The sequence below is a fragment of the Micromonospora haikouensis genome, from assembly GCF_900091595.1.
GTDB classification, from domain to species: domain Bacteria; phylum Actinomycetota; class Actinomycetes; order Mycobacteriales; family Micromonosporaceae; genus Micromonospora; species Micromonospora haikouensis.
Window position 1 is genome coordinate 43,748 of the sequence record NZ_FMCW01000021.1, and the last position, 25,111, is coordinate 68,858.

The window sequence follows — 25,111 nt, forward strand, 5'->3', positions numbered from 1 at the left end:
GCTGCTCCCCGCGCACGCGGGAGTGATCCCGCGCGCTCTTGTTCGGGGTACTGGAGCTCGCGCTGCTCCCCGCGCACGCGGGGGTGATCCCCGGCAGATCAACCACATCGAAGCTGCGATCGACTGCTCCCCTTGCACGCGGGGGTAATCGCGGATCTTGAAGGCGACGCCGGAGCGGCCGACGGTGGGAGGCGTAGCGGCGATGGTACCGCCCTCAGTACCGTCGGCTCGTGCCGTCCATAGCCAAGATCGTTGCAGCGATGCGAAGCAACCAGCAGAACGTTGCCTACAGCGATCTCTACGCGGTGTGCGAGCACTACTTCGGGAAGCCCCGACAGGCCGGCACCTCTCACGCGGTGTTCAAGATGCCCTGGGCGGGTGACCCACGAGTCAATATCCAGAACGACAAAGGCAAGGCCAAGGCATGCCAGGTACGGCAGGTGCTCAAGGCGATCGACAAGAAGGAGGCCGTGTGATGGACCCCGAAACCCATCTTGACATCACCCACTACACCTACCGCGTCACCTGGTCCGCCGAGGATCGTGAGTTCGTCGCGACCTGTGCCGAGTTCCCGTCGCTCTCCTGGCTCGCGTCTTCCCAGATCGAAGCGCTTCAAGGGCTTCAGGACCTGCTGCGCGAGGTGATCGCGGACCTGGCGGAGCAGGGCGAGCAGGTGCCGCAGCCGATCGCCGACCGCAGCTACTCGGGCAAGTTCAACCTCCGCGTCGGCGAGAGCCTGCATCGCGAACTCGCCATCCAGGCTGCCGAGGACGGGATGAGCCTCAACCAGTACGTCATTCGGAAGCTCAGAGCCGCCTGATCATTCCGCGCTCGACGGCGGGTGCGTGGTCGCCGCATGCCGTCGTCGTAGCGTCAGCTCGTGGCGGTACGGTGACCTTCCATGGCCCGATCGGGTCGTGCTCACAGGGAGGTGCGCGATGGGAGCGCCGGACGTGGTGGCCCAGCCGGTCGCCGGGCCCGCCGAGGTCGACCGGCCGCTGTTCACCTTCTGTGACGACGCGACCGGCGAGCGGGTCGACCTGAGCGCCGCTGACCTGGGTGGCTGGGCGGCGCGCACCGCGGGGCTGTTGCGCGACGGCTGCGGGCTGGCCCCGGGCAGCCGGGTCGCGGTGCTGCTGCCGCCGCACTGGCGTACCGCCGCCGTGTTGTTGGGTGCCTGGTCGGTGGGGCTGGCCGTGTCGGTCCGACCCCGGGCCACCGCCGGGCTGCCGGTCCTGGAGCCGGGCGGCGACCGGCCGTACGACGCGGTGTTCGTCACCCCGCAGCGGCTCGACGACTGGCTGGAGGACGTGCCCGACGGGGTGCACCGCTACCTGGTCGGCACCGGGCGCGGCCCGCTGACGGACGTGCCGGTGGGCTGGCTCGACTGGGACGCCGAGGTGCTCCGGCACACCGAGACGCCGCCCGACTACGCGGGCGTCCATCCGGCGGAGGCGGCCACCCCCGACGGCACGAGCTTCGGCGCGTGGGGTCGGCTCGCCCGGGAGGTGGCCGACCAGTTCGGCCTGCGGTCCGGCGACCGGCTGCTGGTCGACGCGGTCGAGCACGAGCAACCACTCAAGTGGCTCCTGGCCCCGCTGTCGGTCGGCGCGTCGGTGGTCGTCTGCGCCAACCTCGACCGGTCCCGCCTCGACGCCCGGGTCGCCGCCGAGGAGATCACCCGGGTGCTCTGACCGACGACGCCATGCCGGGCAGGTGGGGGTATCCGAGCGGCGGGATACCGCCACCTGCCCGGCATCCGGGCAGAGGAGCGGGGCGTCAGCGGCGGCCGAAGACCTTTGCGGCGGGGCCGAGCCGGAGCAGGACCGTCTCGCCCGTGGCGTCCTGGACGCCGTCGTTGTCGGTGATGGCGTACACCTGGCCGTTGCCGGCCACGGTCAGGCCCTCCAGCTTCTCCTGGGTCCAGCCGTTGGTGGCCCGCAGCGCCGGCAGCACGTCGACGGCGAGCGTCTTCGGCAGCACCGCCAGCGGGCCCGGCGCGGCCGGGCCGGCGGGCATCGGCACCGTGTAGACGCGCTTGAGCGCGGCGGCCGGGCCGTTCAGCTTGTCCCGCTCGATGACGGCGAGCCGGTTGCCGACCACGGTCACCTCGGACAGCCCGATCCAGTCGCCGGGGACGCTGGTGGATTCCAGCGGGTAGCCGAACCAGCTCCACGTCCCGGCGGTCACGTCGTACCGGCCGATGCGGGCGACGCCCGCCGGGTCGGTGGACACCTCGCGCTGGAGCACCGCCCAGACGATCTCCCGGCCGTGCCGGTCGGTGCCGGCGGCGACCCCCTCGAAGCCCTGCTTGCCGAGCCCGGCGGCGACCTCCGCCGGCAGGGGCACGGTCTGCCGGGTCCGCCCATCGGCGTCGAGCCGGACCAGCTTGTTCTCCGCGCCCTTGGCGCCCTCGACCGCGAGCCAGAAGCCGCCCTGCGGGCGGGCGAAGATCCCCTCCGCGTCGTAGGCGGCCGGGTTGCCGTCGGCGTCGGTCACGGGCAGGGAGTCGGTGATCACCGCCGGGGACCGGCCGGCGTCGACCGTCAGGATCCGGGTCGGGGTGTACGCCGCGTCGGTGACGCTGTAGAGCTGCTGCGGCTTGCCCGGCGCGGCGGAGAGGGCACCGAGCGCCCCCCAGCCGATCGGTGCGCCCTGCGCGTCGTCGGCCGACACGAGGCTCGGGAAGCCGGGGGTGCCCCCGCCCAGCCGGTAGAGCGACACGGAGGCGCGTACGCCCGCGTCGGCGTCGTCGGTCTCGCTGGAGACCGCGAGCAGCCCCCGCGACGGGATCGGCAGCAGCCCTTCCGGGCCGTTGGTGGTGGGCAGGACCTGCCGGAAGACCGGGGCGGTGGGCCGGCTGAGGTCGTAGACGGCGACGAAGTTGCTCCGCTCCGAGCCGACGAACGCGTACCGCACGCCGCCGTACTCGGCGATCGCCACGCCCTCCGGCTCGGTGCCCTTCTTCGCGGCCCGGTCCTCGTTGTGCAGGCCGTGGCGGACGGCGAGGCGCTCGAAGGTGTTGCCGGCGTCCCAGGCCACCTGGCCGGTGCGGCTGTCGAAGACGGACCAGCCGCGGGTGCCGCCCCGCCAGTCGCCCTCGTTGGCGGTGGCCAGGTAGCGGTCGTCCACCCACGCGACGGCGTCGGGCTCGCGGGGCACGTCGGTGATCGAGCCGGTCAGCTCGATCCGGCCGTCCTTCGCGGTGTCGATGCCGCCGACCGAGGCGGTGCCGGCGCTGAAGGCCCGGGTGACCCGGCCGGTGGGCACGTCCACCAGGACGACGCCGTTGTTCTCCTGCAGGGTGACCGCGAGCTGGTTGCGCCCGTTGATCGAGACGTACTCGGGTTCCGGGTCGGTGGGCTCGGTGATCCCGGCGGCGGCCAGCGCCGGGAGGGCCTGCCCGTCGGCGGCGGTCAGCGGCACGGTCCGCAGCTTCCACCGCTGCGGCGTCGACCTGCCGTCGAGGTCGAGGATCTGCACGAAGCCGGCGGGGGCCTGCGGCAGGTCGCCCTTCTTCCGGCCGGGCGGGGTGGCGTCCTCGTCGCGCTCGTTCTCGATGGCGATCGCCGCGTACCGCTGGTCGTGGCTGATGGCGATCGAGTCCGGCTGGCCGCCGAGGTCGATGCTGCGGACCCGCTGGCGGGTGGCCAGCTCGATGACGTCGAGGCGGCCGGAGGGGGCGGTATAGCTGGCGCTGGTGTTGACGACGACCAGGACGTACCGGCCGAGGACCGCCACCGAGGTGGGCTCGTCCTCGGCGTCGCCGAGCTGGGCGAGGGAGAGCGTGCCGAGCCCGCGCGGCCGGTCCGGGCGGGAGATGTCGAGGAAGCCGATCCGGCGGGCCGCCGCGTCGGTGTAGACCAGGGTGCGGCCGTCGGGGCTGACCGCCGAGATCTCGGCGACGGTCTCCGTCGCCGGGTCCTCGCCGGCCGGCCGGTTCTGGAACACGGGGTAGGTGGCGGTGCGGTCGAAGGTGGGGCCCCCGGCGGGGTGGTGCCGGCCGGCGTCGGCGGGGCCGGCGGCGGCCGTGCCGGTGACGGCCAGCGTGCCGGCGATGGCCAGCGCGGCGGCGGCGATGCCGGCCGTCGGGGTGAGAGTGCGTTTCGGTGTCACGTCGTCCTCCGTCTTATCGCTGCGACGGAGGCTGGCACGCAGGGCCGAGCGGGAGCTGGCCCGGCCGTGAACGGCGGGCGAACAACCTCAGGCCAGGCCCTGCGTGAGGGCCACGACCGGTGAGAGGGGTGGGGCTTCAGCAGGTGGTGTTGCCGCCCGGGACCCAGCCGTCGATCGCCGGGTCTTCGGCGCCGTGGCCGTAGATCCAGACGTCGTCGTCCTCCGCCCACACCTGGCCGTGCCAGCGGAAGCCCCGCCCGGCGGTCAGGGTGCGCAGGACCTGGGCGTGCGGGGCGGCCCGCAGCCAGGTGTTCTGCGTGAGGTTGCAGACGATGCCCCACGCGTCGCTCGCCGAGGCGGCCGTGGGGGCCACGGCGGAGCCGGCGAGAGCGACGGTGGCGACCGTCAGTGCGGACAGGATTCGGCGCTTCACTCGGGTCCCTTCCGGCGGGTGTCGGTGACGGTCCCCAATTGTGCCACTGTGGACGGACGTCGGGGTGCCCGTGCAGGACGACTCGGTCAGGTTGGCGTCAGTCGAGGGCGGCGGCGAACATGCCGGGCTGATAGGCGCCGCCCCGCTGGTGCACGATCACGGCCAGCCGGTTGGCAGCGTTGATCAGGGCGACCAGGCAGACCAGCGCGGCGATCTGGTCGTCGTCGTAGTGCTTGCGCACCTGGGCCCAGGTCTCGTCGGACACGCCCTGGTGGGCGTCGGCGAGCCGGCTGCCCTCCTCGGCGAGCGCCAGCGCGGCCCGCTCCGCCTCCGTGAAGACCGTCGACTCGCGCCAGGCGGCGACCAGGTGCAGCCGGACCTGACTCTCACCGGCGGCGGCCGCCTCCTCGGTGTGCATGTCGATGCACCAGCCGCAGCCGTTGATCTGGCTGGCCCGCAGCGACACCAGCTCCTGCGTGGCCTTCGGCAGCGGCGACTGGTGGATCACCATGCCGGCGTTGGCGAACCGCTTGGCGAACCTCGTGGCCAGCTCGTTGCTGAACAGGTCGAATCGGGTGTCCATGGCTTCCGTCCTTCGCTCGTTCGCTCGTCGCCCCGGAGAGGGGACGAACACGAGATGCCGGCGCCCGGCTCCACGTGACGGCCCGAGCTGGGTGACGATCGCCACAGGCGGAGGTGTCACACGGCGGCGGGGACCGGCGTCTGATGGGCGACCAGCCGAAAGCGAACCGACGCAGCCGAGAACGAACGGGGGCCGACCATGGCGGGCACATCGCAGACCGCAGCCGACGCCGGCCGGGGCGCCGGCTCGCCGGACCCGGCCACCGAGGCGTTCCTCGCCCACCGGAACCTGCTCTTCACCGTCGCGTACGAGCTGCTCGGCTCGGCCGCCGACGCGGAGGACGTCCTGCAGGAGACGTGGCTGCGGTGGGTGGGCGTCGACCTCGGTGTGGTGCGGGACCAGCGCGCCTACCTCGTCCGGATCGCCACCCGCCAGGCGCTCACCCGGCTGCGTGCGCTCGGCCGCCGCCGGGAGTCCTACGTCGGCCCCTGGCTGCCCGAACCACTGCTCACCGCGCCCGACGTGGCCGACGATGTCGCGCTCGCCGACAGCGTCTCGATGGCGATGCTGCTGGTGCTGGAGACCCTCGGGCCGACCGAACGGGCGGTGTTCGTGCTGCGCGAGGTGTTCGACCTCGGGTACGACGAGATCGCCGAAGCCGTCGACAAGAGCCCCGCCGCGGTCCGGCAGATCGCGCATCGGGCCCGGGCGCACGTGGCGGCGCGCCGGCCGCGCCGGGCCGTGTCGGCGGCCGAGACCCGCACCGTGCTCGACGCGTTCCGGCGGGCGGTCGAAACCGGCGACCTGCAACGCCTGCTCGACCTGCTGGCCCCGGACGTCGTCCTGCTCGGCGACGGCGGCGGAGTCAGGCAGGCCGTCCTGCGGCCCATTGTGGGCGCCGACAAGGTCGCCCGCCTGCTCGCCGGCGGGTGGGGCAGGGTTCCCGGTGTCACCTCGCTGCTGCCGACGCAGGTCAACGGCAACCCGGCGCTCGTCATCCGGCTCGACGGGGAACTCGACACCGTGCTGGCCGTGCACGTCGACGACGGCCGCATCGGCGGGCTCTACGCCGTACGCAATCCCGAGAAGCTGTCGCACATGGCGCGGGAGACCAGGCTGAGCCGCTGAGGGCGGATACGCGAGCCGCGTCGTCCTGGTCCGATCTCTGCCCAGCCGGCTGTCCTATGCTCGTCGGGTGAAGGCGGCAGCAGCGGAGATGCGACAGCCCATGCTCGGCGAGATGCTGTCGTCGCTGACCGCCATACCGGCGGAGTCAGTCGAGCATGGCGAGGTCTTCACCCGCCGCTGGGTCGTCGATCTTGTCCTCGACCTGGCCGGCTACACCGCCGACCGTGATCTTGCCGCTCTGGTGGCGGTCGAGCCGGCCTGCGGCGGCGGCGCCTTCCTGGCAGGGATGGCGGCGCGGGTCAGCGCTTCGTGCCGCAAACACGATCGGCCGCTGCTCGATGCGAAGCGGGCGGTACGGGCCTTCGACCTGTTGGCCGTGAACGTGGCGGCCAGCAGGCGGCTGGTGCGGGACGTGCTGGTCGATGGGGGGTGGTCGCTTCCCGACGCACGCGAGGTCGCAACGGCGTGGGTGCGGCAGGCGGACTACCTGCTGGACCCACGCGTCCCGGAAGCCGTGGACTTCGTCGTGGGTAATCCGCCTTACGTCCGGCTGGAGGACGTGCCGGCGGATCGGATGCTCGCCTATCGCGCCGCCTGTCCGACCATGACGGGCCGGTCCGATCTTTACGTCGGCTTCTACGAGCGTGGGCTGCGCTGCCTCGCGCCGGGCGGTGTCCTCGCCTTCATCTGCGCCGATCGCTGGATGCGCAACCAGTATGGCCGGCAACTGCGGGAGCTCATCGCTGCCGGCTACAGCGTCGACGTCACCGTGACCATGCACGACGTCGACGCGTTCGAGGAGCAGGTGTCAGCCTATCCGGCTGTCACGGTGCTACGTCGCGCTGAACAGGGTGTCGCCGCAGTCGTGGACACACGGCGGGGATTTGGGCCGCAGGACGCTCCGGAGCTGGTGGAAGCGATCTGTTCTGCCGAGCCCAGGGTGGGCCTTGATGGTCGTTTCGAGGTCGCTCAGCTACCTCACTGGTTTGCCGGAGGTGACTCCTGGCCGGCGGGATCACCGTCCCGGCTAGCCATGATCGAGACGCTGAACGACCGCTTCCCTGCGCTGGAGGATCCGAGCACCGGAACCCGGGTCGGTATTGGCGTGGCGACAGGTGCCGACAGCGTCTTCATCACCACGGACGCCGATGTCGAGCCGCGTCGGCTGCTGCCGCTGTCGATGGTCAAGGACACGACATCGGGGAGGCACTCCTGGTCCGGCCACTATCTCGTCAATCCTTGGGACGTGGACGGCCAACTCGTGAACCTGGATGCTCTGCCGCGCCTGCGTGCGTATTACCAGCGCCACGCTGCGGCGCTCAAGCGCCGGCACGTCGCTGGCAAGCGTCCCGCGCACTGGTACCGAACCATCGACAAGGTTGACCATTCCCTGGTCGATCGCCCGAAGCTGCTCTTTCCGGACATGAAGGCCGCGATTCATCCCGTCTTGGACGAGGGCGGCTTCTATCCGCATCACAATCTGTACTACATCGTGTCGGACGCCTGGGACCTGCGAGTCCTTGGCGGACTGCTGCTCTCCGGTGTCGCACAGGCCTTTGTGGAGGCTTATGCCGTTAGGATGCGGGGCGGCACCCTTCGATTCCAAGCCCAGTACCTGCGTCGGATCCGTGTCCCGAGGCCCGAGACGATCTCGGCCACCGACCGTGCTGCGCTCGCCGCCGCCTTTGACGAGCGGAATGCCCGAGCGGCGACGGAGGTGGCGCTGCGCGTTTACGGGATTGCGGCCATGGAGGTGTAATCAATGGAACAGCGCTCGCTGGAGGAAGCGGTCCGCAGTTCCTGGGCGGTGCGCGAATCGCAGGCCGCGAAGAAGTTGATCGACGGCAAGATCGACACCGGAGGACGTGGTGCCGTCACCGGCGGGGCACACCTCGACGCCATGACGGAGTTGCTCGGAGGTATTTTCCGAGACGCCGGCTTTCCGCCTGACGCGGTGCGTTGCAGGTCCGGCGTTGAACTGCCCGGCTACTTCCGACCCACCAAGAACTGGGATCTGGTCGTACTGCTCGAAGGTGAACTGGTCGCCGCCATCGAGTTGAAGTCCCATGTCGGCCCGTCGTTCGGAAACAACTTCAACAATCGGGTGGAAGAGGCAATCGGAAGCGCAGCCGACCTGCGGCGAGCGTATGACAACGGCCTACTCGGGCGAACCAAACCATGGCTCGGCTACGTGCTGCTGCTGGAGGAGGCGCCTGGCTCTGTGGGTAAGGGTAGGCCGCGGAGCGGCACCTTTCCGATCGATCCGGCCTTTGCTGACACTTCCTACCTCGACCGATACGTGATTCTCTGCAGGCGTCTGCGGAGCGCCGGCCTGTACGACGCCACCTGCCTTGTCACTTCGTCTCGGCAGGCAGACAGCCCCATCCGGCAGCCCGACCCGGAGATCGGCTATGCCGCCTTCGTCAGCGCCATCATGGCTCGGATCGAGGAAGTGGGCGTCCTGCAGCCGAAGCGCAACTGAGCCGGGGGCTGATGTCGGCGAGGTGGCGGTATCCGGCTGCCGGGATACCGCCACCTCGCCGACATGGAGCCGGTCGCGCGGGCGTCAGTCCACGCTGGGCAGGGGCGGGCCCAGGACGTCGTCGGCGTCCACGATCGTGTACGCGTAGCCCTGCTCCGCCAGGAAGCGCTGCCGGTGCGCCGCGTACTCGGTGTCGATCGTGTCCCGGGAGACGACCGTGTAGAAGTGCGCCTGCCGCCCGTCGGCCTTCGGCCGCAGCACCCGGCCCAGCCGCTGCGCCTCCTCCTGCCGAGACCCGAACGTGCCCGACACCTGGATCGCCACCGCCGCCTCCGGCAGGTCGATCGAGAAGTTGCCGACCTTCGAGATCACCAGCGTGCGCACCTCGCCCGACCGGAACGCGTCGAACAGCCGCTCCCGCTCCTTGTTCGTGGTGGACCCCTGCACGATCGGCGCGTCCAGGTATTCGCCGAGCTGGTGCAGCTGGTCGATGTACCCGCCGATGACGAGCACCTGCTCGTCCGGGTGCCGGTCGACCAGCGCCCGCACCACCGGCAGCTTCGTGCGGGCGGTCGCCGCCATCCGGTAGCGCTCCTCCGCCTCCGCCGTCGCGTACGACATCCGCTCCGCGTCGGTGAGGGTCACCCGCACCTCGGTGCACTGCGCCGGGGCGATCCAGCCCTGCTGCTCGATGTCCTTCCACGGCGCGTCGTACCGCTTGGGGCCGATCAGGCTGAACACGTCGCCCTCCCGGCCGTCCTCGCGGACCAGGGTCGCGGTGAGGCCCAGCCGGCGGCGGGCCTGGAGGTCCGCCGTGAACCGGAAGATCGGCGCGGGCAGCAGGTGCACCTCGTCGTAGACGACCAGGCCCCAGTCGCGCGCGCCGAACAGGTCCAGGTGGGTGAACGCGCCGCCGCGCCGCGAGGTGAGCACCTGGTACGTGGCGATGGTGACCGGCCGGATCTCCTTGCGCTCACCCGAGTACTCGCCGATCTCCTCCTCCGTCAGCGAGGTGCGGGCGATCAGCTCCCGCTTCCACTGCCGGCCGGCGACCGTGTTGGTGACCAGGATCAGGGTGGTGGCCTTCGCCTCGGCCATGGCCGCCGCCCCGACGAGGGTCTTGCCCGCGCCGCAGGGCAGCACCACCACGCCGGACCCGCCGGCCCAGAACGCCTCCACGGCCTCCCGCTGGTACGACCGCAGCGTGAACGGCTTCCCGCCGTCCTTGCCGCCCTCGGCCAGCTCGATGGGGTGCGCCTCGCCGTCGACGTACCCGGCGAGGTCCTCCGCCGGCCAGCCCAGCTTCAGCAGCGCCTGCTTGAGCCGCCCCCGTTCCGACGGGTGCACCGCGATCGTGTCGTCGTCGAGCTTCGCGCCGAGCATCCCGGCCAGCTTCTTGCTCTTGGCGACCTCGATCAGCACCAGCCGGTCGAGGGCGCGCAGCACCAGGCCGTGCGCCGGGTCGTTGGCGAGCTGGAGCCGGCCGTACCGGTCCATCGTCTCGGCCACGTCGACCAGCAGCGCGTGCGGCACCGGGTAGCGGCTGTACTTCAGCAGCGCGTCCACCACGGCCTCGGCGTCGTGGCCGGCGGCGCGGGCGTTCCACAGGCCCAGCGGGGTCAGCCGGTACGTGTGCACGTGCTCCGGCGAGCGTTCCAGCTCGGCGAACGGGGCGATCGCCATCCGGCAGGACTGCGCGTCGGGGTGGTCGATCTCCAGCAGCAGCGTCTTGTCCGACTGCACGATCAGTGGTCCACCGCTCACGCCGGCGTCCTCTCTTTGGCCTGGTCAACGGGCCCCCGCCGGGCGGCTACCCACCCCGGGCCGACCCACCAGTGTTGCACGAAGCCCGAATGGGGCCGAAAATTCGGACACCAGGTGCAACCATTCCGGTACGTCCGGCGTCTAGGCAGTGGGACGACCGACCCGGGGAGGCCTCATGAGACAGGTTCGCTTCAGCGCCCGGGTCGTCGCCCTGGCCGTGGTCACGCTGGTCGGCGTCGGTGCGTGCACGCCCGAACGCCAGGCCGACCCGGGTGGCCGTGGAGGAGGGCTCGCCCAGGCCGGCTCGGCGGAACGGGAAACGGGGGCGGGCGGTTCGTCCGGCTCCGACCAGCGGACCCGGCCGGAGCCGAAGCCCACCCGCACGAAGGCCAAGCCGAAGCCGAAGCCCACCCCGACGAAGGCGAAGCCCAAGCCCGCGCCGGAGCCGACGCCGGCCGGATGCCCGCTGGGCGAGCACCAGCGCGAGGTGGAGACCTACCTCGCCCGGCTGGGCGGTTTCGGGCGGGTGACCGTCGACGGCCGCCAGTCCGCCGCCGACTGCGCCGCCATCAAGAAGTTCCAGCAGCGGTACGACATCCGCCCCGCCGCCGGCCGCGCCGGCCCCACCACGTACGACGTGACGAAGCGCCTCGCCACCACCGACACGAAGCGCTGCAAGGCCGCCTCCTCCGGCACCACGTTCTGCATCGACCTGACCCGGCAGACCACGTGGGCGCTGCGCGGCGGCAAGGTGGTGTGGGGCCCGACGGTGACCCGCACCGGCATGAAGGGCTACGCCACCCCCGCCGGCACGTTCACCATCAACTACCGCAACATCAAGGAGTGGTCCGACCCGTACGAGGTGTGGCTGCCCTACTGGCAGCACTTCACCCAGGGCATGGGCTACCACCAGACCACCACCTACCTGCACGACAAGTCGATCGGCTCGCACGGCTGCGTCAACCTCCTCCCCGCCGACGCCCTCCGCGCCTGGGAGCTGGGCAAGGTCGGCAGCCGGGTCGTCCTCTTCGGCCGCCGGCCCGGCACGTGACCGCCGACGACGAACCCGCGCCGGCCGGCGAGGTCTCGGCGGCGACGCTGCTGGCGTACGCGACCGCCGCCGTGCTCCTCGTCGGCTGGTTCCTCTACGGCTGGCTCGTCCAGCGGCAGGGCTTCGTCGCCTCCGTCGGCGAGTCCGCCGGGGCCGGGTTCGCCCTGCTGCTGGCCGTCTCCGTGGTCGGCACCGTGCGCCGCAGCCGCCGCTGACGCCCCCGTCGGCGGCGACGCCCGACCCGGCGACCGGGTGGCTCAGGAGCCCTCCAGCACCGCCGCGGTGATCCGGTGCAGCGCGAACGTGTGCAGCATCTCCGTGCGCTCGTCCTCGGCGCGCAGGTAGCCCGCTCCGATCGACACCGGCCGGACCAGCCGCGACGCGGTCGCCCCGTGCGCGTCGACGTAACCCACCCAGACCAGCGCCTTGTCCCGCACCGCCTGTTGCAGCACCGCCAGGGCGTCGGAGTGACCGTGCGCCGGGGCCGGGCCGGTGCGCGCCGCCGTGCCGCGTACCACCGCCGGGGCCCGCCGGGCCGCCCGCGCCGCCGCCTCGCCCCGCCGGATCTGCTCCACCACCCCGAGCAGCCGGGGCAGGGCCAGCTTCGGCGACGCCAACGGGTCCACCGTCCGGCCCACCGGGGCCCGCCCCGGGGCCCGCCGGGTCCTCGGCCGCGACAGCACCGCCGCCCCCGACGCGTCCTCGGGCACCGGGGCGTACCCGGCGTCGCGCAACGCCAACAGCATCCGGTTCACCTGGTACGGGGTGACCAGCACCGTCGGGGCCAGCCGCCGGAACGCCAGCGCCTCCAGCCGCCGGTCGGCGAGCACCTCCGCCAGCAGCGCCTCGTCGTCGCTGCGCACGTACCCCCCGGCGGAGCCGACCCGCAGCCCGCCGTGCTTGCGCGCGACGTCGTCCACCAGGTACGTCAGCCCCTGCGGCACGGGTGTGCGGGACCGGCGGCGGAACAGGTCGTGCAGGTCGTCGGCCGAGTAGCCGGCGTCCAGGGCCCGGCGCACGCTGGCCGTGGTGACCCGGTGCACGCTCGCCCCGCCCGCCGACTCGTGCTCGGCCACCACCTCCAGCTCGCCGGCGAGCGCCGGGTCGGGCGGGCCGGGCACCACCACCGTCAGGTCGGCCTGCACCAGGAAGTGGTCGACCGGCGCGGGCAGCAGCCCGTCCAGCGCCCGCACGGCCGTGGACGCGTCCTCGGCGTCGGCGCGCAACCCCAGCGGGTCGTCCCCGCCCCGCTCGTCGGCCTCGGCCACGTCGGCCAGCAGCAGCCGCCCGTACGAGGTGAGCGCCCCCAGCCCCGTCACGCCCAGCCGCGCCGCCTCGACCAGGGCCTCCCGGTGCGCGGCCTCCCGGCCCCGGCTGCGCCGGGGCGCCCGCCAGTCGAGCAGCTCCAGCACCTCCTCCGGGGTGGGCGCGACGGCCGGCTCCAGGTCGGCCAACACCGCCAGCACGGCCCGGCGGGCGGCGGGCGCCCCGGCCCGTTCCGCCTCGGGCGAGAGCGCGCCGATCGGGCGGTCCCGGTCGTCGCGCTGCCCGACGAGGCCCACCTGGCGGGTCATCAGCAGCCACGCCCGGGCCAGCTGCTCCCAGCGCCGGGCCAGCGACATGGCCCGCCACACCTCGTACCCGCCGCTGGGCAGGACCTGCTGGTCGGCGCCGTACCGGGTGGTCGTCGCCCCGGACAGCTCCAGCTCGCCGGCCAGCCCCGCCGCGTACGCCACCTCCAGCAGCAGGGCGGTCGTAGCCTCGTCCAGGGCGAGGGCCTTCGCCAGCCGGCGCAGGTCACGCACCCCGATCCCGCCGGAGCGCAGCACGGGAGCCGGCTCGGCGGAGAGCAGCTCCAGCAGCGCCTCGGTGTGGCGTACCACCTCCATGGTCTGCCCGGCCCCGGCCGAGTCGACGGCCTTCGCCTCGCGCGCGACGGCGGCTACCGGCGGTGGGCTGGTGCGCAGCGGCCCGAGGGGGCCGCTGTCGCGGCGCAGCAGCAGGCCGACCTCGCGGGGCAGCTCCACCGTGCCGGCGGACACCGCCACCAGCAGCCGGCTGTCGACCAGCCAGCGCACCGGCGAACCGGTGGGCGCGCCGCCGTTGGTCGGGTCCGGCGGGACGCTGTCCTCCGCCCCGAGCGGCGGGGCCTGGAGCGCGCCCGGGGGCACGCTGCCCACCGGCGGGCCGGCGGCGAGCCGGTCCAGGATCGCCCGCGCCGACGGGGGCGCGGCCAGCAGCGTGCGGCGCAGCTTCGCCGGGTCCGCGCAGAGGGCCGCCGTGCGCGCATCCAGCTCCGTCGCGGGTCGGCCCAGCCCTGCCGGGTACGGGGCGACCTCGTCGACGCCGTCGACCACGCGCAGGGCGTGCTCGGGCCCGTACAGCAGGAACAGCGCCCGCAGCTTGTGCACCGCGCCCCGGATGGTGGCCGGGGCGGGCGGGCGCGGGCCGGCGGTGGCCATGGCGAGGACGGCCTCGGTGGAGGTGGTGCCGTCGTCCGGGTCCCGGGTGAGCCGGGCGGCGTCGAGGATCTGGAGGGTGAACTGGTCCAGCCCGTCCAGCGCCCGGGCCACCGACACCCGGGACTGGGCCCGGACGGCGAGCGCGGACACGTCGGCCGGCACGGGCACGACGAGGTCCGGCCGCAGCTGGAGCAGGGCGGCCAGGGACTCGTCGGGCAGCGTCCGCAGGTGGTCGGCGAGTGAGGTCGTCATCGTCGTTCCACGCTAGCCCGGGACGGGGCCCGCGCGCCCCTCGGACGTCCGGCTGGACCCGCCGGCCGGGTAGGTTCTCGGCATGCCCCCGCTCACCGTCGGTTTCGACCTCGACATGACCCTCGTCGACTCGCGTCCCGGCATCGCCGCGGCGTACCGGGCGCTGACGGCGCGCACCGGCGTGCCCGTGGACGCCGACGCGGCGGTGTCCCGGCTCGGCCCGCCGCTGCGGGTGGAGATCGCCCGCTGGTTCCCGCCCGAGCAGGTCGAGTCGGCCGTCGAGGCGTACCGCGAGCTGTATCCGGCGTACGCGATCACCCCGACCCTGCCGATGCCCGGCGCGGTCGAGGCCATCGAGGCCGTGCACGCCCACGGCGGCCGGGTCGTGGTCGTCACCTCGAAGCTGGGCCGGCTGGCCCGGCTGCACCTGGACCACCTCGGGCTGGCCGTCGACGAGCTGGCCGGCGACCTGTTCGCCGAGGAGAAGGCGACGGCGCTGCGCGCGCACGGCGCGACCCTGTACGTCGGCGACCACACCGCCGACATGGTCGCCGCGGAGGCGGCGGGCGTGCCGGGCGTGGCGGTCGCCACGGGCCCCTGCTCGGCCGACGAGCTGCGCTCGGCCGGGGCCAGCCTGGTCCTGGCCGACCTCACCGGATTCCCGGCGGCGCTCGCCACCATGATCCGGCTAGCCTTGGAGCAGTAGACGTCTCAAGTGAAGCAGGGGTTCTCAGGTGCCGACGGGTCGAGTGAAGTGGTATGACGCGGCCAAGGGATACGGGTTCGTCACCAGCGACGAGGGTGGCGACGTGTTCCTGCCGAAGGGCGCGCTGCCGGCGGGTGTCACCGACCTCAAGGGTGGTCAGCGGGTCGACTTCAGCGTGGTGGACAGCCGCCGGGGCGCCCAGGCGATGGGGGTCAAGCTGCTGGAGGCCCCGCCGTCGGTGGCGGAGCTGCGCCGCCGGCCGGCGGAGGAGCTGCACGGCCTCGTGGAAGACATGATCAAGGTGCTGGAGGCGAAGGTCCAGCCGGACCTGCGGCGGGGGCGCTTCCCCGACAAGAAGACGGCGCAGAAGATCGCTCAGCTGGTCCACGCGGTGGCGCGCGAGCTGGAGGTCTGAGGGCCGGCGGCCCGGGGCACGAGCCCGGCGTCGGCGGCCCGGCCCAGCAGCGCCTCCACGGCGGCGAACCCCGCGTCCCCCAGGTCCGCGGTGAACTCGTTGACGTAGAGGGCGATGTGCCGGTCCACCACGTCGGGCTCCATCTCCTGCGCGTGGGAGAGCACGTACGGCCGGCCGGCCTCCGGGTCGGCCCACGCCTGGCGTACGGACTCGCGGATCCAGCCGGCCGCCTCGACCGGGTCGACCGCGCCCCGGCGGGCCAGGATCGCGCCGAGCGGGATCGGCAGCCCCGTGTCGCCCTCCCACCACTCACCGAGGTCGACCAGGGCGGTCAGCCCGTGCCGCTGGTAGGTGAAGCGGGCCTCGTGGATCACCAGCCCGGCGTCGTACCGGCCGGCCGCCACCGCCGGCATGATCTCGTGGAACGGGACCACCTCGATCCGCGCCGGCGGGCGCTCGGCCGACCAGAGCCGGAACAGCAGGTACGCCGTGGTCCGGTCCCCGGGCACCGCCACCGTCGCCCCGCTCAGGTCGGCGCTGTCGGGCTGCGCGTTGCCGACCCGTGCAGCGTCGGTCTGCCCGTCGCCGGCCTGCCCGCTGATGGCCCGGTCGGGGCGGGTCAGCACCAGCGGCCCGCAGCCCCGGCCGAGCGCGCCCCCGCAGGGCAGCAGGTGGTAGTCCTCCAGCAGCCACGGCAGCGCCGCGTAGCTCACCTTCACCAGGTCGAACGCGCCCCGCTCGGCGGCGGTGTTCGTGACGTCCACGTCCGCGTAGGTCACCTCGACCGGCGGCGCGCCGGGCACCCGGCCGTGCACCAGGGCGTCGAAGACGAACGTGTCATTGGGGCAGGGCGAGATCGCCAGGGTGAGCACCACGCCCCCACCGTATCCCCGCCCCCGTTCTGTCCCGCCACCCGCTCGGTGCGGGCGCCTGCCGTGCGGCGGCGGTGCTGCCGTGCGGCGGCGGTGCCGGCGGACCTCGGGTACTTCTTCCGCCGGCTAGGCAGCTGATGTCGTGGATGACTCAGCGAACAGGCCGGCCCCGAACAGGCTGGTCCCCGGGCGGGCTGTTGCCGGGCAGGCTGGTCCCGGGCAGCCGGTCCGGGAAGGGCGGTTCCCGACATGCCGGGAATCGTCCTGCCGGCCTCCTTCGCTGCGCGCCGCCTTCCGGCCTTGCGGCCGCGTCGCCCCGCCCCGCGCTGTCCTGCGACCCCGCCGTGCGGCCTCGCCTCGCGCTGTCTTGCGACCCCGCCACGCCGCCTCGCCTCGCGCTGTCTCCTGGGCCTGCCGTGCCGCCTCGCCTTGCGCCGCCCCCTGGCCTGAGCCTGGCAGGTGGCTCCGGTGTCGTGCTCCGGTCCCTGATGTCGTAGGTGACTCAGCTCCCTAGCGAGCGGCACGCAGTATCGGTCCTCAACAGCGAGTGGAGTTATCCACAGGTTGTCCACAGCCCGGCGGGGGTTGTTGATGACCGGCGGGGTGGGCGACAGCATTGAGGCATGGCAGAGACAGCGGACCGGGTCGATCTGGGCGGATCGCTTCGGGCATTGCGTCGCCGCGCGGACCTGAGCCAGCGTGAGCTGGCAGACCTCGCCGGGGTGCCACAGGCGACGTTGGCGCGGATCGAGTCGGGCCGCTCCGGGGACGTCCGGTTCCGGACGGTCGAGCGGCTGGTGCGGGCGGCCGGCGGGCGGGTGGCGATCGGGATACCCGGCGATCAGGCCAGCGACCACACCTGCGACCAGCCCAGCGACCGCACCTGCGTTCAGCCCGGCGACGACCGGGTGCCGGAGGTGGTGCCGGTGCCCGGGGTGCCGCACGACGGGCTGCGGGACGAGGCGGGGCGGCGGTACCCGCCGCACCTGGACGCCTGGGAGGTGCATGGCCCGAAGGACTGGCCGGGTGCCTGGTGGGCGGGGTGGTGGAACCTTCCGCCGCAGCACTGGCCGCGGCGGTTGCCGGCGGCGACGTACGAGCTGAGCCGCGAGCGTCGGGACCGCCGCCGGTGGGGCGAGCGGATCCGCCGCGAGGTGATCGTGCGCCGGGTCACCGACGACGGGTTGCCCGGGACGTGTTGGCGGTTCGTGGCGGAGTTGCCCGACGGCCAGCTGGTCGGGGAGCTGCGCGCCCACGAGCGCGACCCCCGGTTGCTGTACGGCGACCTGATCGACGCCGGTGCGCGGGAGATCGTGCTGGACGGCGTGCTGGTGGCCGGGCCGTGCCGGCTGCTGGGGATCGGGCGGCGGCTGGTGGCGGCGCTGACTGCGGAGATGGAACGGGCCGGGATCCGGGTCGCCCACGCCGTCGCGGACTTCGGCGGTGTCGACCTGCTGCTCGCCTGTGGATACCGGATCGAGGGGCGGGGGCACTACGCGATGCGCCTCGACCGTGCGTGGCTCGGTGCTGCGCTGCTCCCTGGCCCAGCGCCGCTCCAGCCCTAGCCCAGCGCCGCCGCGGCCGCCGTGAGGGCGGCGAACGCCTCGCGCATCCGCCACGCGCTGCGGTCCCGGGGGCCGATCGGGTTGGAGACGGTGCGCAGCTCGGCGAAGGGCACGCCGGCCTGGGCGGCGGCGACCGCCACGCCGTACCCCTCCATGGCCTCGGCCACCGCGTCGGGGTGCCGGTCGGCGAGCGCGGCGGTGCCGGCGGCGGTGCCGGTGACCGTGCTGACGGTGAGCACCGCGCCGACCGTCGCCGCCGGCAGGACCGCGCGCAGGGCCGCCAGCAGGCCCGGGTCGGCGGGCACGGCGGTGCCGGTGCCGAGCAGCTCGGGGGGCATGCCGAGCTGGTCCACCGGGATGAAGCCCGTCGGCGACTCGGCACCGAGGTCGGCGGCGACGCTGCGGCTCGCCAGCACCGTCGCGCCCACGGCCGCCCGGCCGACGAAGCCACCGGCGATGCCCGCGCTGACCACGGCCCGGTACGGGCGGCCGGCGGCCTCCGCGAGCGCCAGCAGCCGGGCGGTGGCCGCCCCGGCGACGGCCGGACCCACCCCCACGGGCACCACGGTCACCCCGGCGGCGGCCGGCGAGGTCCCGGCCGGCGCAGCCGCGGGTGGGGTGGCCCCGGGCGAGGAGGCGGGGAGGCCGGCGCGGATCGCCTCGGCCTCGGCCGGCACCGCCGTCACCACGAGGAGGCCGGCCTCGCCGAGCAGGCCGGCCTCGCCGAGCAGGCCGGCCTCGCCGAGCAGGCCGGCCTCGCCGATCCGGACGGTCGGGCCGGTCACGCCCGTCCCGCCGGTCACGCGAGGGGTTCCCGGCGGGCCTCGTCGTCGGCCGCGCCCGCTCCGCCGGCGCCGGCGACCGCGGAGGACGGCCGGTAGACGTGGTAGCCGGGCGGGGCGGAGGAGGCGGGTGCGGGTGAGGTGGGGGCGATGTCCGTCATCGGGTCGTGGTCGGTCACCGGGTCGTGCATCACCGGGTCGGGTGTCACCGGTCCGTGCGCCGTCGGGTCGTCGGCTGCCGGGCGGTCCCCAGGAGCCGACTTCCCGGCGGGATCCCCGACCGGCTCGTCGGCCAGCTCGTCGTCGCCGAGCGGACGGCCGAGCAGCCGCTGGTCGCGGAGCTTTCCGGCGACGTACGCGCCCCGGGCGGCGGCGAGCACGCCCACGCCGGCGGCCACGGCGATGCCCAGCCGGCCGTCGAACGGGACCAGGCCGAGCGCGCCGCCGGCCACGAAGGCGAGCATCAGCGCCGTCTCCGAGTGGGCGAACGAGCTGGCCCGCAGCCGCTCCGGGATGCGTTCCTGGATGGAGGCGTCGACCGCGAGCTTCGCCACGCCGCTGGCCAGCGTGGCGACCAGGCAGAGCAGGGCCACCATCGGCAGCGAGAACTGGATCGTGGCGAGAACGGCCGTGCCGGCCACGATGATCGTGCTGCTGGACTGGATCGCGGTGGGGCGGTGGATGCGCAGTCGGGTGCCGACCGCGGTGGCCAGGAAGCTGCCGACCGCCAGCGCACCGCCGACGAGGCCGAGCGCCATCTCCGCGCTCAGCTCGCGCCCGAAGAAGTCGGTGGTCAGGTCGCCCTTCTTCAGCGCGAAGGCGAGGAAGAGCAGCAGGAAGCCGTAGACGACGCGGAGCAGCGCCGCGCCGAGCAGGCTGGCGATGACGAGGCGGCCGGACGGGCGGCCACGCCCCAGCGGGCGGTCCCCGGCGGCCCGCCGGCCCAGGGAGCGCAGCGGGCGGGGCACCCGCTCGGGCGGCTCGGAGTCGGCCCGGGGCGGCAGCCGCAACGCGATCACCATGCCGACCAGGAAGAGCACCGAGGCGACCCGCAGCGGCCACTGCGGCCCGAACCAGAACGCGGCCAGCCCGAGCGGGGCGACGAGGGCGCCGGCCACCGTGCCGTAGACGCTGGCCCGCGCGCCGACCTGGGACAGGCCGAGCCCCTCGGGCAGCAGCCGGGGCACGGCCGCCGAGCGGGCCACGCCGTACGCCCGGGAGAGCGCGAGCACCCCGAAGGCCGCCGGGTAGAGGCCGAAGCCGTGCATGTAGTCGGAGATCAGCCAGGCCAGGAAGGCACGGCCGAGCATGGTGGCGGCGAGCGCGTACCGTCGGCCGTGCCGGAAGTGGTCCAGCAGCGGGCCGACCACCGGCGCGAGCATCGCGAACGGCACCATCGTGACCAGCAGGTAGAGCGCGACCTTGCTGCGCGCCTCGCCGAGGGGGACGTTGAAGAAGATCGTCCCGGCGAGGCCGATCGCGATCAGCGTGTCTCCCGCGCAGGAGAGGGCGTGCAGGTCGAACAGGCGCACCATGCCGACCTCGCCGCCCGCGCCCCGGGCCCGGGCCGAGCCGGCCTGGCGGGTCATCCAGCGCCCGCCGCGGGCGGAGCCGCGCAGCACGAGGCGGCCGGCCCGGATGCCGGTGCCGACGGTCCGCCCCAGCATGGACCGATCGGAGCGGGAGAACAACGGCATGTGCACCATCCTCGCCCATGCCCCCCACCTCCGCGCCAGCACCGCCGGAGAACGACCTTGCGGGGAGTGCCTGTCGGTCTTCGGCACCCATGGGGAACAATGGTCGGGTGACCAGGCCCGCCTCCGCACGTGCCGCCCGCCTCGACCAGGTCTGCGCCGCCGCCGTCGAGGTGGCCCGCGACGCCATCACCGAGGTGGAGCCCTCCGACGTCGGCGACCACCTCCAGGCCGTCGCCGAGGGGGACCGGGTCGTCACCCACTACTTCGAGTGCCGGCTGTCCGGCTACCGGGGCTGGCGGTGGGCGGTCACCGTGACCCGGGTGCCGCGCAGCCGCAAGGTCACCGTCTGCGAGACGGTCCTGCTGCCGGGCTCGGACGCGCTGCTCGCGCCGGGCTGGCTGCCCTGGCAGGAGCGGCTCAAGCCGGGCGACCTGGGCCCGGGTGACCTCCTGCCGACCCTGCCCGACGACGAGCGGCTCGCCCCGGGGTACGTCCTGTCCGACGACCCGGCGGTGGAGGAGACCGCCTGGGAGTTGGGCCTCGGTCGGCCGCGGGTGCTGTCCCGGGAGGGGCGCAGCGAGGCCGCGCAGCGCTGGTACGACGGCGACCACGGCCCGTCGGCGCCGATCTCCACCGCCGCCCCGGCCGCCGCCCGCTGCGGCACGTGCGGCTTCTACCTGCCGCTGGCCGGCGCGTTGCGGCAGGCGTTCGGGGCGTGCGGCAACTTCTACGCCCCCGACGACGGTCGGGTGGTCAGCGCCGACCACGGCTGCGGCGCGCACTCGGAGACGCTGGTCGAGACGCCCGACAGCCCGGTCGACGAGTTGCCCACGGTCTACGACGACAGCGCCGTCGAGGCGATGTCGGTGAGCCGGGCCCCGGGCTCGGTGGAGGCGGCGGAGCCGGGCGAGCCGTACGGCCACCCGTGACCGGGCGGGCTCAGCTTCGGGTGTCGGCGGGCTGACCGGCCTGCGCGGCGGCGCGACGGCGACGCCGGTTGGCGTCGTGACGCATCATCACGGCGAGACCGGGGAAGCCCCAGAGGAAACCGGCCAGGCAGATCCAGAGCCAGTCCTGGCGGCCGTGCTCGGTCAGCCAGCCACGGAAGAAGAGCAGCAGCACCAGGCCGGCGACCGCCCAGGCGACCAGCCCGGCGACCGCGAACGGCACCATCGGCGGGTCGAGCGGCTCGGGCCGCGGCGGTTGCTCCTGTCGCACGGGGGCAAGCGTACGCGATCAACCTTCCCAGTTGACCGCGTGATCTGCGACGATGCGCGCACCAGACGGATGATCACCTGCGAGGACCAGATGGCCATTGCGCCGCCGGACAACGGCACTCCACCCGATCCCGCTCACCCCCGCAACGCCTTCGACCGCTTCTTCGAGATCACCGCGCGCGGCTCGACACCGGGCCGGGAGGTGCGGGGCGGCCTGGCGACGTTCTTCACGATGGCGTACATCGTGGTGCTCAACCCGCTGATCATCGGCAGCGCCGTCGACGGAGACGGCAAGAAGCTGGCGATCCCGGCGCTGGCCGCCGCGACGGCGCTCGTCGCGGGCCTGATGACGATCCTGATGGGGGTGGTCGGCCGGTTCCCGATGGCGCTGGCCGCCGGCCTGGGCGTGAACGCGCTGGTGGCGTACGAGATCGCCCCGCAGATGACCTGGGCCGACGCGATGGGCCTGGTGGTGATCGAGGGTGTGCTGATCGCGATCCTGGTGCTCACCGGCCTGCGTACGGCGGTGTTCCGCTCGGTGCCCACACAGCTCAAGACCGCGATCGGCGTCGGCATCGGCCTCTTCCTGACGATCATCGGCCTGGTCGACGCCGGCTTCGTCCGGCGGGTGCCGGACGCGGCGAACACGACGGTCCCGGTGGGGCTGGGCATCGGCGGCAAGATCGTGAGCTGGCCGATGCTGGTCTTCGTGGTGGGCCTGCTGGTCACGATCGTGCTGGTGGTGCGCCGGGTGCGCGGCGCGATCCTGATCGGCATCCTCGCCTCGACCGTGCTGGCGATCGTGGTGGAGGCCGTGGCGAACGTCGGCCCGTCCTTCGTCGACGGCAAGCCCAACCCCAAGGGCTGGTCGCTGAACGTGCCGGAGCTGCCGAAGACGGTCGTGGACGTGCCCGACCTGTCGCTGCTGGGCAACTTCAACGTGCTGGACTCGTGGACCCGGGTCGGCTGGCTGGTGCCGCTGATGTTCGTGTTCACGCTGCTGATCACGGACTTCTTCGACACGATGGGCACGATGGTCGCGATCGGCCAGGAGGGGGACATGCTCGACGAGCGGGGCACCCCGCCGCGGGCCAAGGAGATCCTGCTGGTCGACTCGATCGCCGCGGCTGCGGGTGGCGCGGCGAGCGTCTCCAGCAACACGTCGTACATCGAGAGCGCCGCCGGTGTCGCGGAGGGCGCCCGCACGGGCGTGGCCAACCTGGTCACGGGCGCGTTGTTCCTGCTGGCGATGTTCCTCGCGCCGCTGGCGGTGGTGGTGCCGTTCGAGGCGGCGTCGACGGCGCTGGTGGTGGTCGGCTTCCTGATGATGACGGCGGTGCGGACGATCGACTGGACCGACTACGAGATCGCGATCCCGGCGTTCCTCACGATCACCCTGATGCCGTTCACGTACTCGATCTCCAACGGCATCGGCGCGGGCGTCATCTCGTACGTGATCGTGAAGCTGGCGAAGGGGAAGGCCCGCGAGGTCCACCCCCTGCTGTACGCGGTGGCGGCGCTGTTCGTCCTGTACTTCCTGCGCGGGCCGATCGAGTCGGTCGTACTCTGACGCCCCACGTGTCCCGGGGGTCGGGGTGCCGGACCGGTACCCCGGCTTCCGGGGCGCACACCCCCTGGTGAGCATGGTCATAACGGCTGTCGTTAGCCAGGCTCATTAGTTAGGCTAACTATCGTGACGGAGCGGACGGTGACGGCGAGACGCGTGCCACCGGCGCAGCTGGCTCCCCAGCTGCGTGATGCGATCACCCGGCTCAACCGGCGGGTCCGACAGGCCCGACCGGTCGGCGACCTGACGGTCACCCAGCTCTCCGCGCTCACCAGCCTCGTGCTGGCGGGCGCGCTGACGCCCCGGGAACTGGCCGATGTCGAACGGGTGCAACCGCCGACGATGACCAAGATCGTCGCGAAGCTGGAGGAACGCGGCCTCGTGGGCCGCACCCCCCACCCGACCGACGGCCGGCAGGTCATCCTCTCGGCGACCGAGGGCGGCCGGGCCGTGCTCGACCAGTTCGAGCGGGCCCGCAACGAGTGGCTGGCCAGCCGGCTGGCCGAGCTGCCCGAGACCGACCGGGAGACCCTGCAACGGGCTGCCGAGATCCTGCAGCAGCTCGCCCGCGCCTGACGCGCCGCGCCCACCGGGGCGCGCCGCCGCCTGGTCCGCGCCGTCCGCCGTCGATGAGGCGTACGAGCGAGGAGGCGCATCCAGGGTGCAGGCGAAGCTGAGCGCGATGTTCCAGTCACTGCAGGTCCGCAACTACCGGCTCTTCGCGTCCGGGCAGCTGATCAAACTGATCGGCGTCTGGATGATGTTCATCGCCCAGGACTGGCTCGTCCTCGAACTCTCCGACGACTCCGCCACCGCCCTCGGCGTGGTCACCGCCCTCCAGTTCACCCCCGTGCTGCTGCTCACCCTGCTCTCCGGGCGGCTCGCCGACCGGTACGACAAGCGCCTGCTGCTCTTCGTCGCGAACGCGTTCTGGACGGTGCTGTCGTTCGGGATGAGCCTGCTGGTGCTCACCGGCCTCGTCCAGCTCTGGCACGTCTTCGTCTTCGCCGCCCTGCTCGGCGTCGCCAACGCGGTGGAGACGCCCGTGCGGCAGGCGTTCGTCTCCGAACTCGTCGGCACGTCGCTGCTGCCCAACGCGCTGTCGCTCAACGCGGCCGTGTTCAACTCGGCCCGCATCGTCGGCCCCGCCGTCGCCGGCCTGGCCATCGCCGCCGTCGACGTCGGCCCGGTCTTCCTGTTCACCGCGCTCAGCTCGCTCGGCCCCCTGGCCACCGTGGTCCGGATGCGCCCCGCCGAGCTGCACCGCAAGGACCTCCTCCCCGTCGCCGAGAGGGACTCCGCCCGGGTCGTCGACGGCCTGCGCTACGTCGCCCGCCGCCCCGACCTGCTGCTGCCGATGGCCGTGATGTCGGTGATCGGGATGAGCCTGTTCAACTTCCAGCTCACCCTCGCCGCCCTGGCCAAGACCGTGTTCAAGACGGGTGCCGCCTCGTTCGGCCTGTTCAGCACGGCGCTGGCCGTCGGTGCGCTCGTCGGGGCGCTGGCCGGCACCGGGCGGCGCAGCCGCCCCTCGGTGTGGCTGGTGCTCGGCGCGGCGGTCGGCTGCGCCGTCTTCGGCACCCTGGTCGGGCTCGCCCCGGCGTACTGGATGGTGGTGGCGTTGCTGCTGCCCGCCGGGTTCTTCATGGTCTTCTTCGCCCAGTCGGCCAACCAGCGGGTGCAGCTCGGCACCGACGCCGCGTTCCGGGGCCGGGTCATGGCGCTGTGGGTGCTGGTGTTCCTCGGCACCAACCCGGTCGGCGCGCCGATCATCGGCTGGGTGGCCGAGCGGTTCGGCGCCGGGGCGAGCATCTGGATCGGCGGGCTGATCTCGCTGGCCACCGCCCTGCTGGCGCTCGCCTGGCAGTTGCGCCGCTCGGGGGCCCGGCTACGCCTGCGGGTGCTCCCGTCCCCCCGCTTCTACGTGGTGGAGCGGGGAGCGGGGAGAGGCCCCCTGCTGACGCCAAGCAATTGAATCTGGTGAATGTCAATAAACCGGTGGCGGCGAGGCTCGCGGCA

24 protein-coding genes are annotated in these 25,111 nt (G+C 73.4%); 15 read left to right on the plus strand and 9 right to left on the minus strand.

Going from position 1 to position 25,111, the window contains the following annotated elements; all coding sequences use genetic code 11:
* Positions 1-230 precede the first annotated feature (230 nt).
* From GA0070558_RS21115 to GA0070558_RS21125, 3 genes are all read left to right on the plus strand, one after another.
* Positions 231-476 (plus strand): toxin HicA, encoded by a 246-nt coding sequence (locus GA0070558_RS21115; RefSeq protein WP_256092053.1) that lies wholly within the window; start codon positions 231-233, stop codon positions 474-476.
* On the plus strand, positions 476-820 hold the full coding sequence (locus tag GA0070558_RS21120; protein ID WP_091283100.1) for a type II toxin-antitoxin system HicB family antitoxin: 345 nt from the start codon (positions 476-478) through the stop codon (positions 818-820). The genes GA0070558_RS21115 and GA0070558_RS21120 overlap by 1 nt, the downstream gene beginning before the upstream one ends.
* A 118-nt stretch (positions 821-938) precedes the next feature.
* Positions 939-1,694 (plus strand): TIGR03089 family protein, encoded by a 756-nt coding sequence (locus GA0070558_RS21125; protein WP_091282968.1) that lies wholly within the window; start codon positions 939-941, stop codon positions 1,692-1,694.
* An 85-nt stretch (positions 1,695-1,779) separates the two neighbouring features.
* Here the strand turns inward: GA0070558_RS21125 and GA0070558_RS21130 are convergent, their stop codons facing one another.
* The 3 genes from GA0070558_RS21130 to GA0070558_RS21140 form a co-directional block, all read right to left on the minus strand.
* Positions 1,780-4,116, minus strand: coding sequence for an esterase-like activity of phytase family protein (locus GA0070558_RS21130; RefSeq protein WP_091282970.1), 2,337 nt, complete (start codon positions 4,114-4,116; stop codon positions 1,780-1,782).
* Positions 4,117-4,252: 136 nt separating this feature from the next.
* A complete protein-coding gene (locus GA0070558_RS21135) occupies positions 4,253-4,549 on the minus strand; it encodes a hypothetical protein (RefSeq protein ID WP_074475262.1) in 297 nt (98 codons plus the stop codon).
* A gap of 97 nt (positions 4,550-4,646) precedes the next feature.
* Positions 4,647-5,132 carry a carboxymuconolactone decarboxylase family protein gene (locus tag GA0070558_RS21140; RefSeq protein WP_091282972.1) on the minus strand — a complete coding sequence of 162 codons (486 nt, stop codon included), beginning with the start codon at positions 5,130-5,132 and terminating at the stop codon, positions 4,647-4,649.
* 198 nt (positions 5,133-5,330) lie between these two features.
* Between GA0070558_RS21140 and GA0070558_RS21145 the strand changes: the two genes are divergently transcribed.
* The 3 genes from GA0070558_RS21145 to GA0070558_RS21155 all read left to right on the plus strand — a co-directional run bounded on the left by GA0070558_RS21145 (position 5,331) and on the right by GA0070558_RS21155 (position 8,742).
* Positions 5,331-6,260, plus strand: coding sequence for an RNA polymerase sigma-70 factor (locus GA0070558_RS21145; protein WP_091282974.1), 930 nt, complete (start codon positions 5,331-5,333; stop codon positions 6,258-6,260).
* A gap of 67 nt (positions 6,261-6,327) precedes the next feature.
* The gene (locus tag GA0070558_RS21150) at positions 6,328-8,019 is read left to right on the plus strand and encodes an Eco57I restriction-modification methylase domain-containing protein (RefSeq protein WP_256092054.1); all 1,692 of its coding nucleotides are present in this window, start codon (positions 6,328-6,330) and stop codon (positions 8,017-8,019) included.
* A 3-nt stretch (positions 8,020-8,022) separates the two neighbouring features.
* Positions 8,023-8,742 (plus strand): PaeR7I family type II restriction endonuclease, encoded by a 720-nt coding sequence (locus GA0070558_RS21155; protein ID WP_091282978.1) that lies wholly within the window; start codon positions 8,023-8,025, stop codon positions 8,740-8,742.
* 84 nt (positions 8,743-8,826) lie between these two features.
* Here GA0070558_RS21155 and GA0070558_RS21160 read toward each other — a convergent pair whose 3' ends face one another.
* A complete protein-coding gene (locus GA0070558_RS21160; protein ID WP_077935768.1) occupies positions 8,827-10,506 on the minus strand; it encodes a DNA repair helicase XPB in 1,680 nt (559 codons plus the stop codon).
* Between the two features lie 175 nt (positions 10,507-10,681).
* On the opposite strand from GA0070558_RS21160, the gene GA0070558_RS21165 reads away from it, so the two are divergent.
* Together GA0070558_RS21165 and GA0070558_RS21170 are read left to right on the plus strand one after the other, a co-directional pair.
* A complete protein-coding gene (locus tag GA0070558_RS21165; RefSeq protein WP_091282980.1) occupies positions 10,682-11,557 on the plus strand; it encodes a L,D-transpeptidase family protein in 876 nt (291 codons plus the stop codon).
* Positions 11,554-11,772 carry a hypothetical protein gene (locus tag GA0070558_RS21170; protein ID WP_077935770.1) on the plus strand — a complete coding sequence of 73 codons (219 nt, stop codon included), beginning with the start codon at positions 11,554-11,556 and terminating at the stop codon, positions 11,770-11,772. The genes GA0070558_RS21165 and GA0070558_RS21170 overlap by 4 nt, the downstream gene beginning before the upstream one ends.
* Before the next feature lie 42 nt (positions 11,773-11,814).
* On the opposite strand, the gene GA0070558_RS21175 is transcribed toward GA0070558_RS21170, so the two are convergent.
* Complete coding sequence (locus GA0070558_RS21175) at positions 11,815-14,271, minus strand: helicase-associated domain-containing protein (protein WP_091282982.1); 2,457 nt, start codon at positions 14,269-14,271, stop codon at positions 11,815-11,817.
* 82 nt (positions 14,272-14,353) lie between these two features.
* Here GA0070558_RS21175 and GA0070558_RS21180 point away from each other — a divergent pair, with 82 nt between their 5' ends.
* Both GA0070558_RS21180 and GA0070558_RS21185 read left to right on the plus strand, forming a co-directional pair.
* A complete protein-coding gene (locus GA0070558_RS21180) occupies positions 14,354-14,977 on the plus strand; it encodes an HAD family hydrolase (protein WP_091282984.1) in 624 nt (207 codons plus the stop codon).
* Positions 14,978-15,005: 28 nt separating this feature from the next.
* Positions 15,006-15,392, plus strand: a complete 387-nt coding sequence (locus GA0070558_RS21185; RefSeq protein WP_007074225.1) for a cold-shock protein — start codon at positions 15,006-15,008, stop codon at positions 15,390-15,392.
* Here the strand turns inward: GA0070558_RS21185 and GA0070558_RS21190 are convergent.
* A complete protein-coding gene (locus tag GA0070558_RS21190; protein WP_091282986.1) occupies positions 15,353-16,267 on the minus strand; it encodes a 1,4-dihydroxy-6-naphtoate synthase in 915 nt (304 codons plus the stop codon). The genes GA0070558_RS21185 and GA0070558_RS21190 overlap by 40 nt on opposite strands.
* 620 nt (positions 16,268-16,887) lie before the next feature.
* Between GA0070558_RS21190 and GA0070558_RS21195 the strand changes: the two genes are divergently transcribed.
* Complete coding sequence (locus GA0070558_RS21195; protein WP_141722276.1) at positions 16,888-17,829, plus strand: GNAT family N-acetyltransferase; 942 nt, start codon at positions 16,888-16,890, stop codon at positions 17,827-17,829.
* On the opposite strand, the gene GA0070558_RS21200 is transcribed toward GA0070558_RS21195, so the two are convergent.
* Entirely contained in the window at positions 17,826-18,542 is a 717-nt protein-coding gene (locus tag GA0070558_RS21200) for a futalosine hydrolase (protein WP_091283102.1), read from the minus strand. The genes GA0070558_RS21195 and GA0070558_RS21200 overlap by 4 nt on opposite strands.
* Positions 18,543-18,628: 86 nt before the next feature.
* Positions 18,629-20,308, minus strand: a complete 1,680-nt coding sequence (locus tag GA0070558_RS21205) for an MFS transporter (protein WP_091282988.1) — start codon at positions 20,306-20,308, stop codon at positions 18,629-18,631.
* Between the two features lie 89 nt (positions 20,309-20,397).
* Between GA0070558_RS21205 and GA0070558_RS21210 the strand changes: the two genes are divergently transcribed.
* A complete protein-coding gene (locus GA0070558_RS21210; RefSeq protein ID WP_091282990.1) occupies positions 20,398-21,237 on the plus strand; it encodes a DUF3027 domain-containing protein in 840 nt (279 codons plus the stop codon).
* Between the two features lie 10 nt (positions 21,238-21,247).
* Here the strand turns inward: GA0070558_RS21210 and GA0070558_RS21215 are convergent, their stop codons facing one another.
* Complete coding sequence (locus tag GA0070558_RS21215) at positions 21,248-21,526, minus strand: DUF2530 domain-containing protein (RefSeq protein WP_091282992.1); 279 nt, start codon at positions 21,524-21,526, stop codon at positions 21,248-21,250.
* Positions 21,527-21,616: 90 nt separating this feature from the next.
* Here GA0070558_RS21215 and GA0070558_RS21220 point away from each other — a divergent pair, with 90 nt between their 5' ends.
* The 3 genes from GA0070558_RS21220 to GA0070558_RS21230 all read left to right on the plus strand — a co-directional run bounded on the left by GA0070558_RS21220 (position 21,617) and on the right by GA0070558_RS21230 (position 25,067).
* Positions 21,617-23,095, plus strand: coding sequence for an NCS2 family permease (locus tag GA0070558_RS21220; RefSeq protein WP_091283104.1), 1,479 nt, complete (start codon positions 21,617-21,619; stop codon positions 23,093-23,095).
* A 123-nt stretch (positions 23,096-23,218) separates the two neighbouring features.
* Complete coding sequence (locus tag GA0070558_RS21225; protein WP_176734295.1) at positions 23,219-23,668, plus strand: MarR family winged helix-turn-helix transcriptional regulator; 450 nt, start codon at positions 23,219-23,221, stop codon at positions 23,666-23,668.
* An 85-nt stretch (positions 23,669-23,753) separates the two neighbouring features.
* Complete coding sequence (locus GA0070558_RS21230) at positions 23,754-25,067, plus strand: MFS transporter (protein WP_091282994.1); 1,314 nt, start codon at positions 23,754-23,756, stop codon at positions 25,065-25,067.
* The last annotated feature ends 44 nt before the right edge of the window (positions 25,068-25,111 follow it).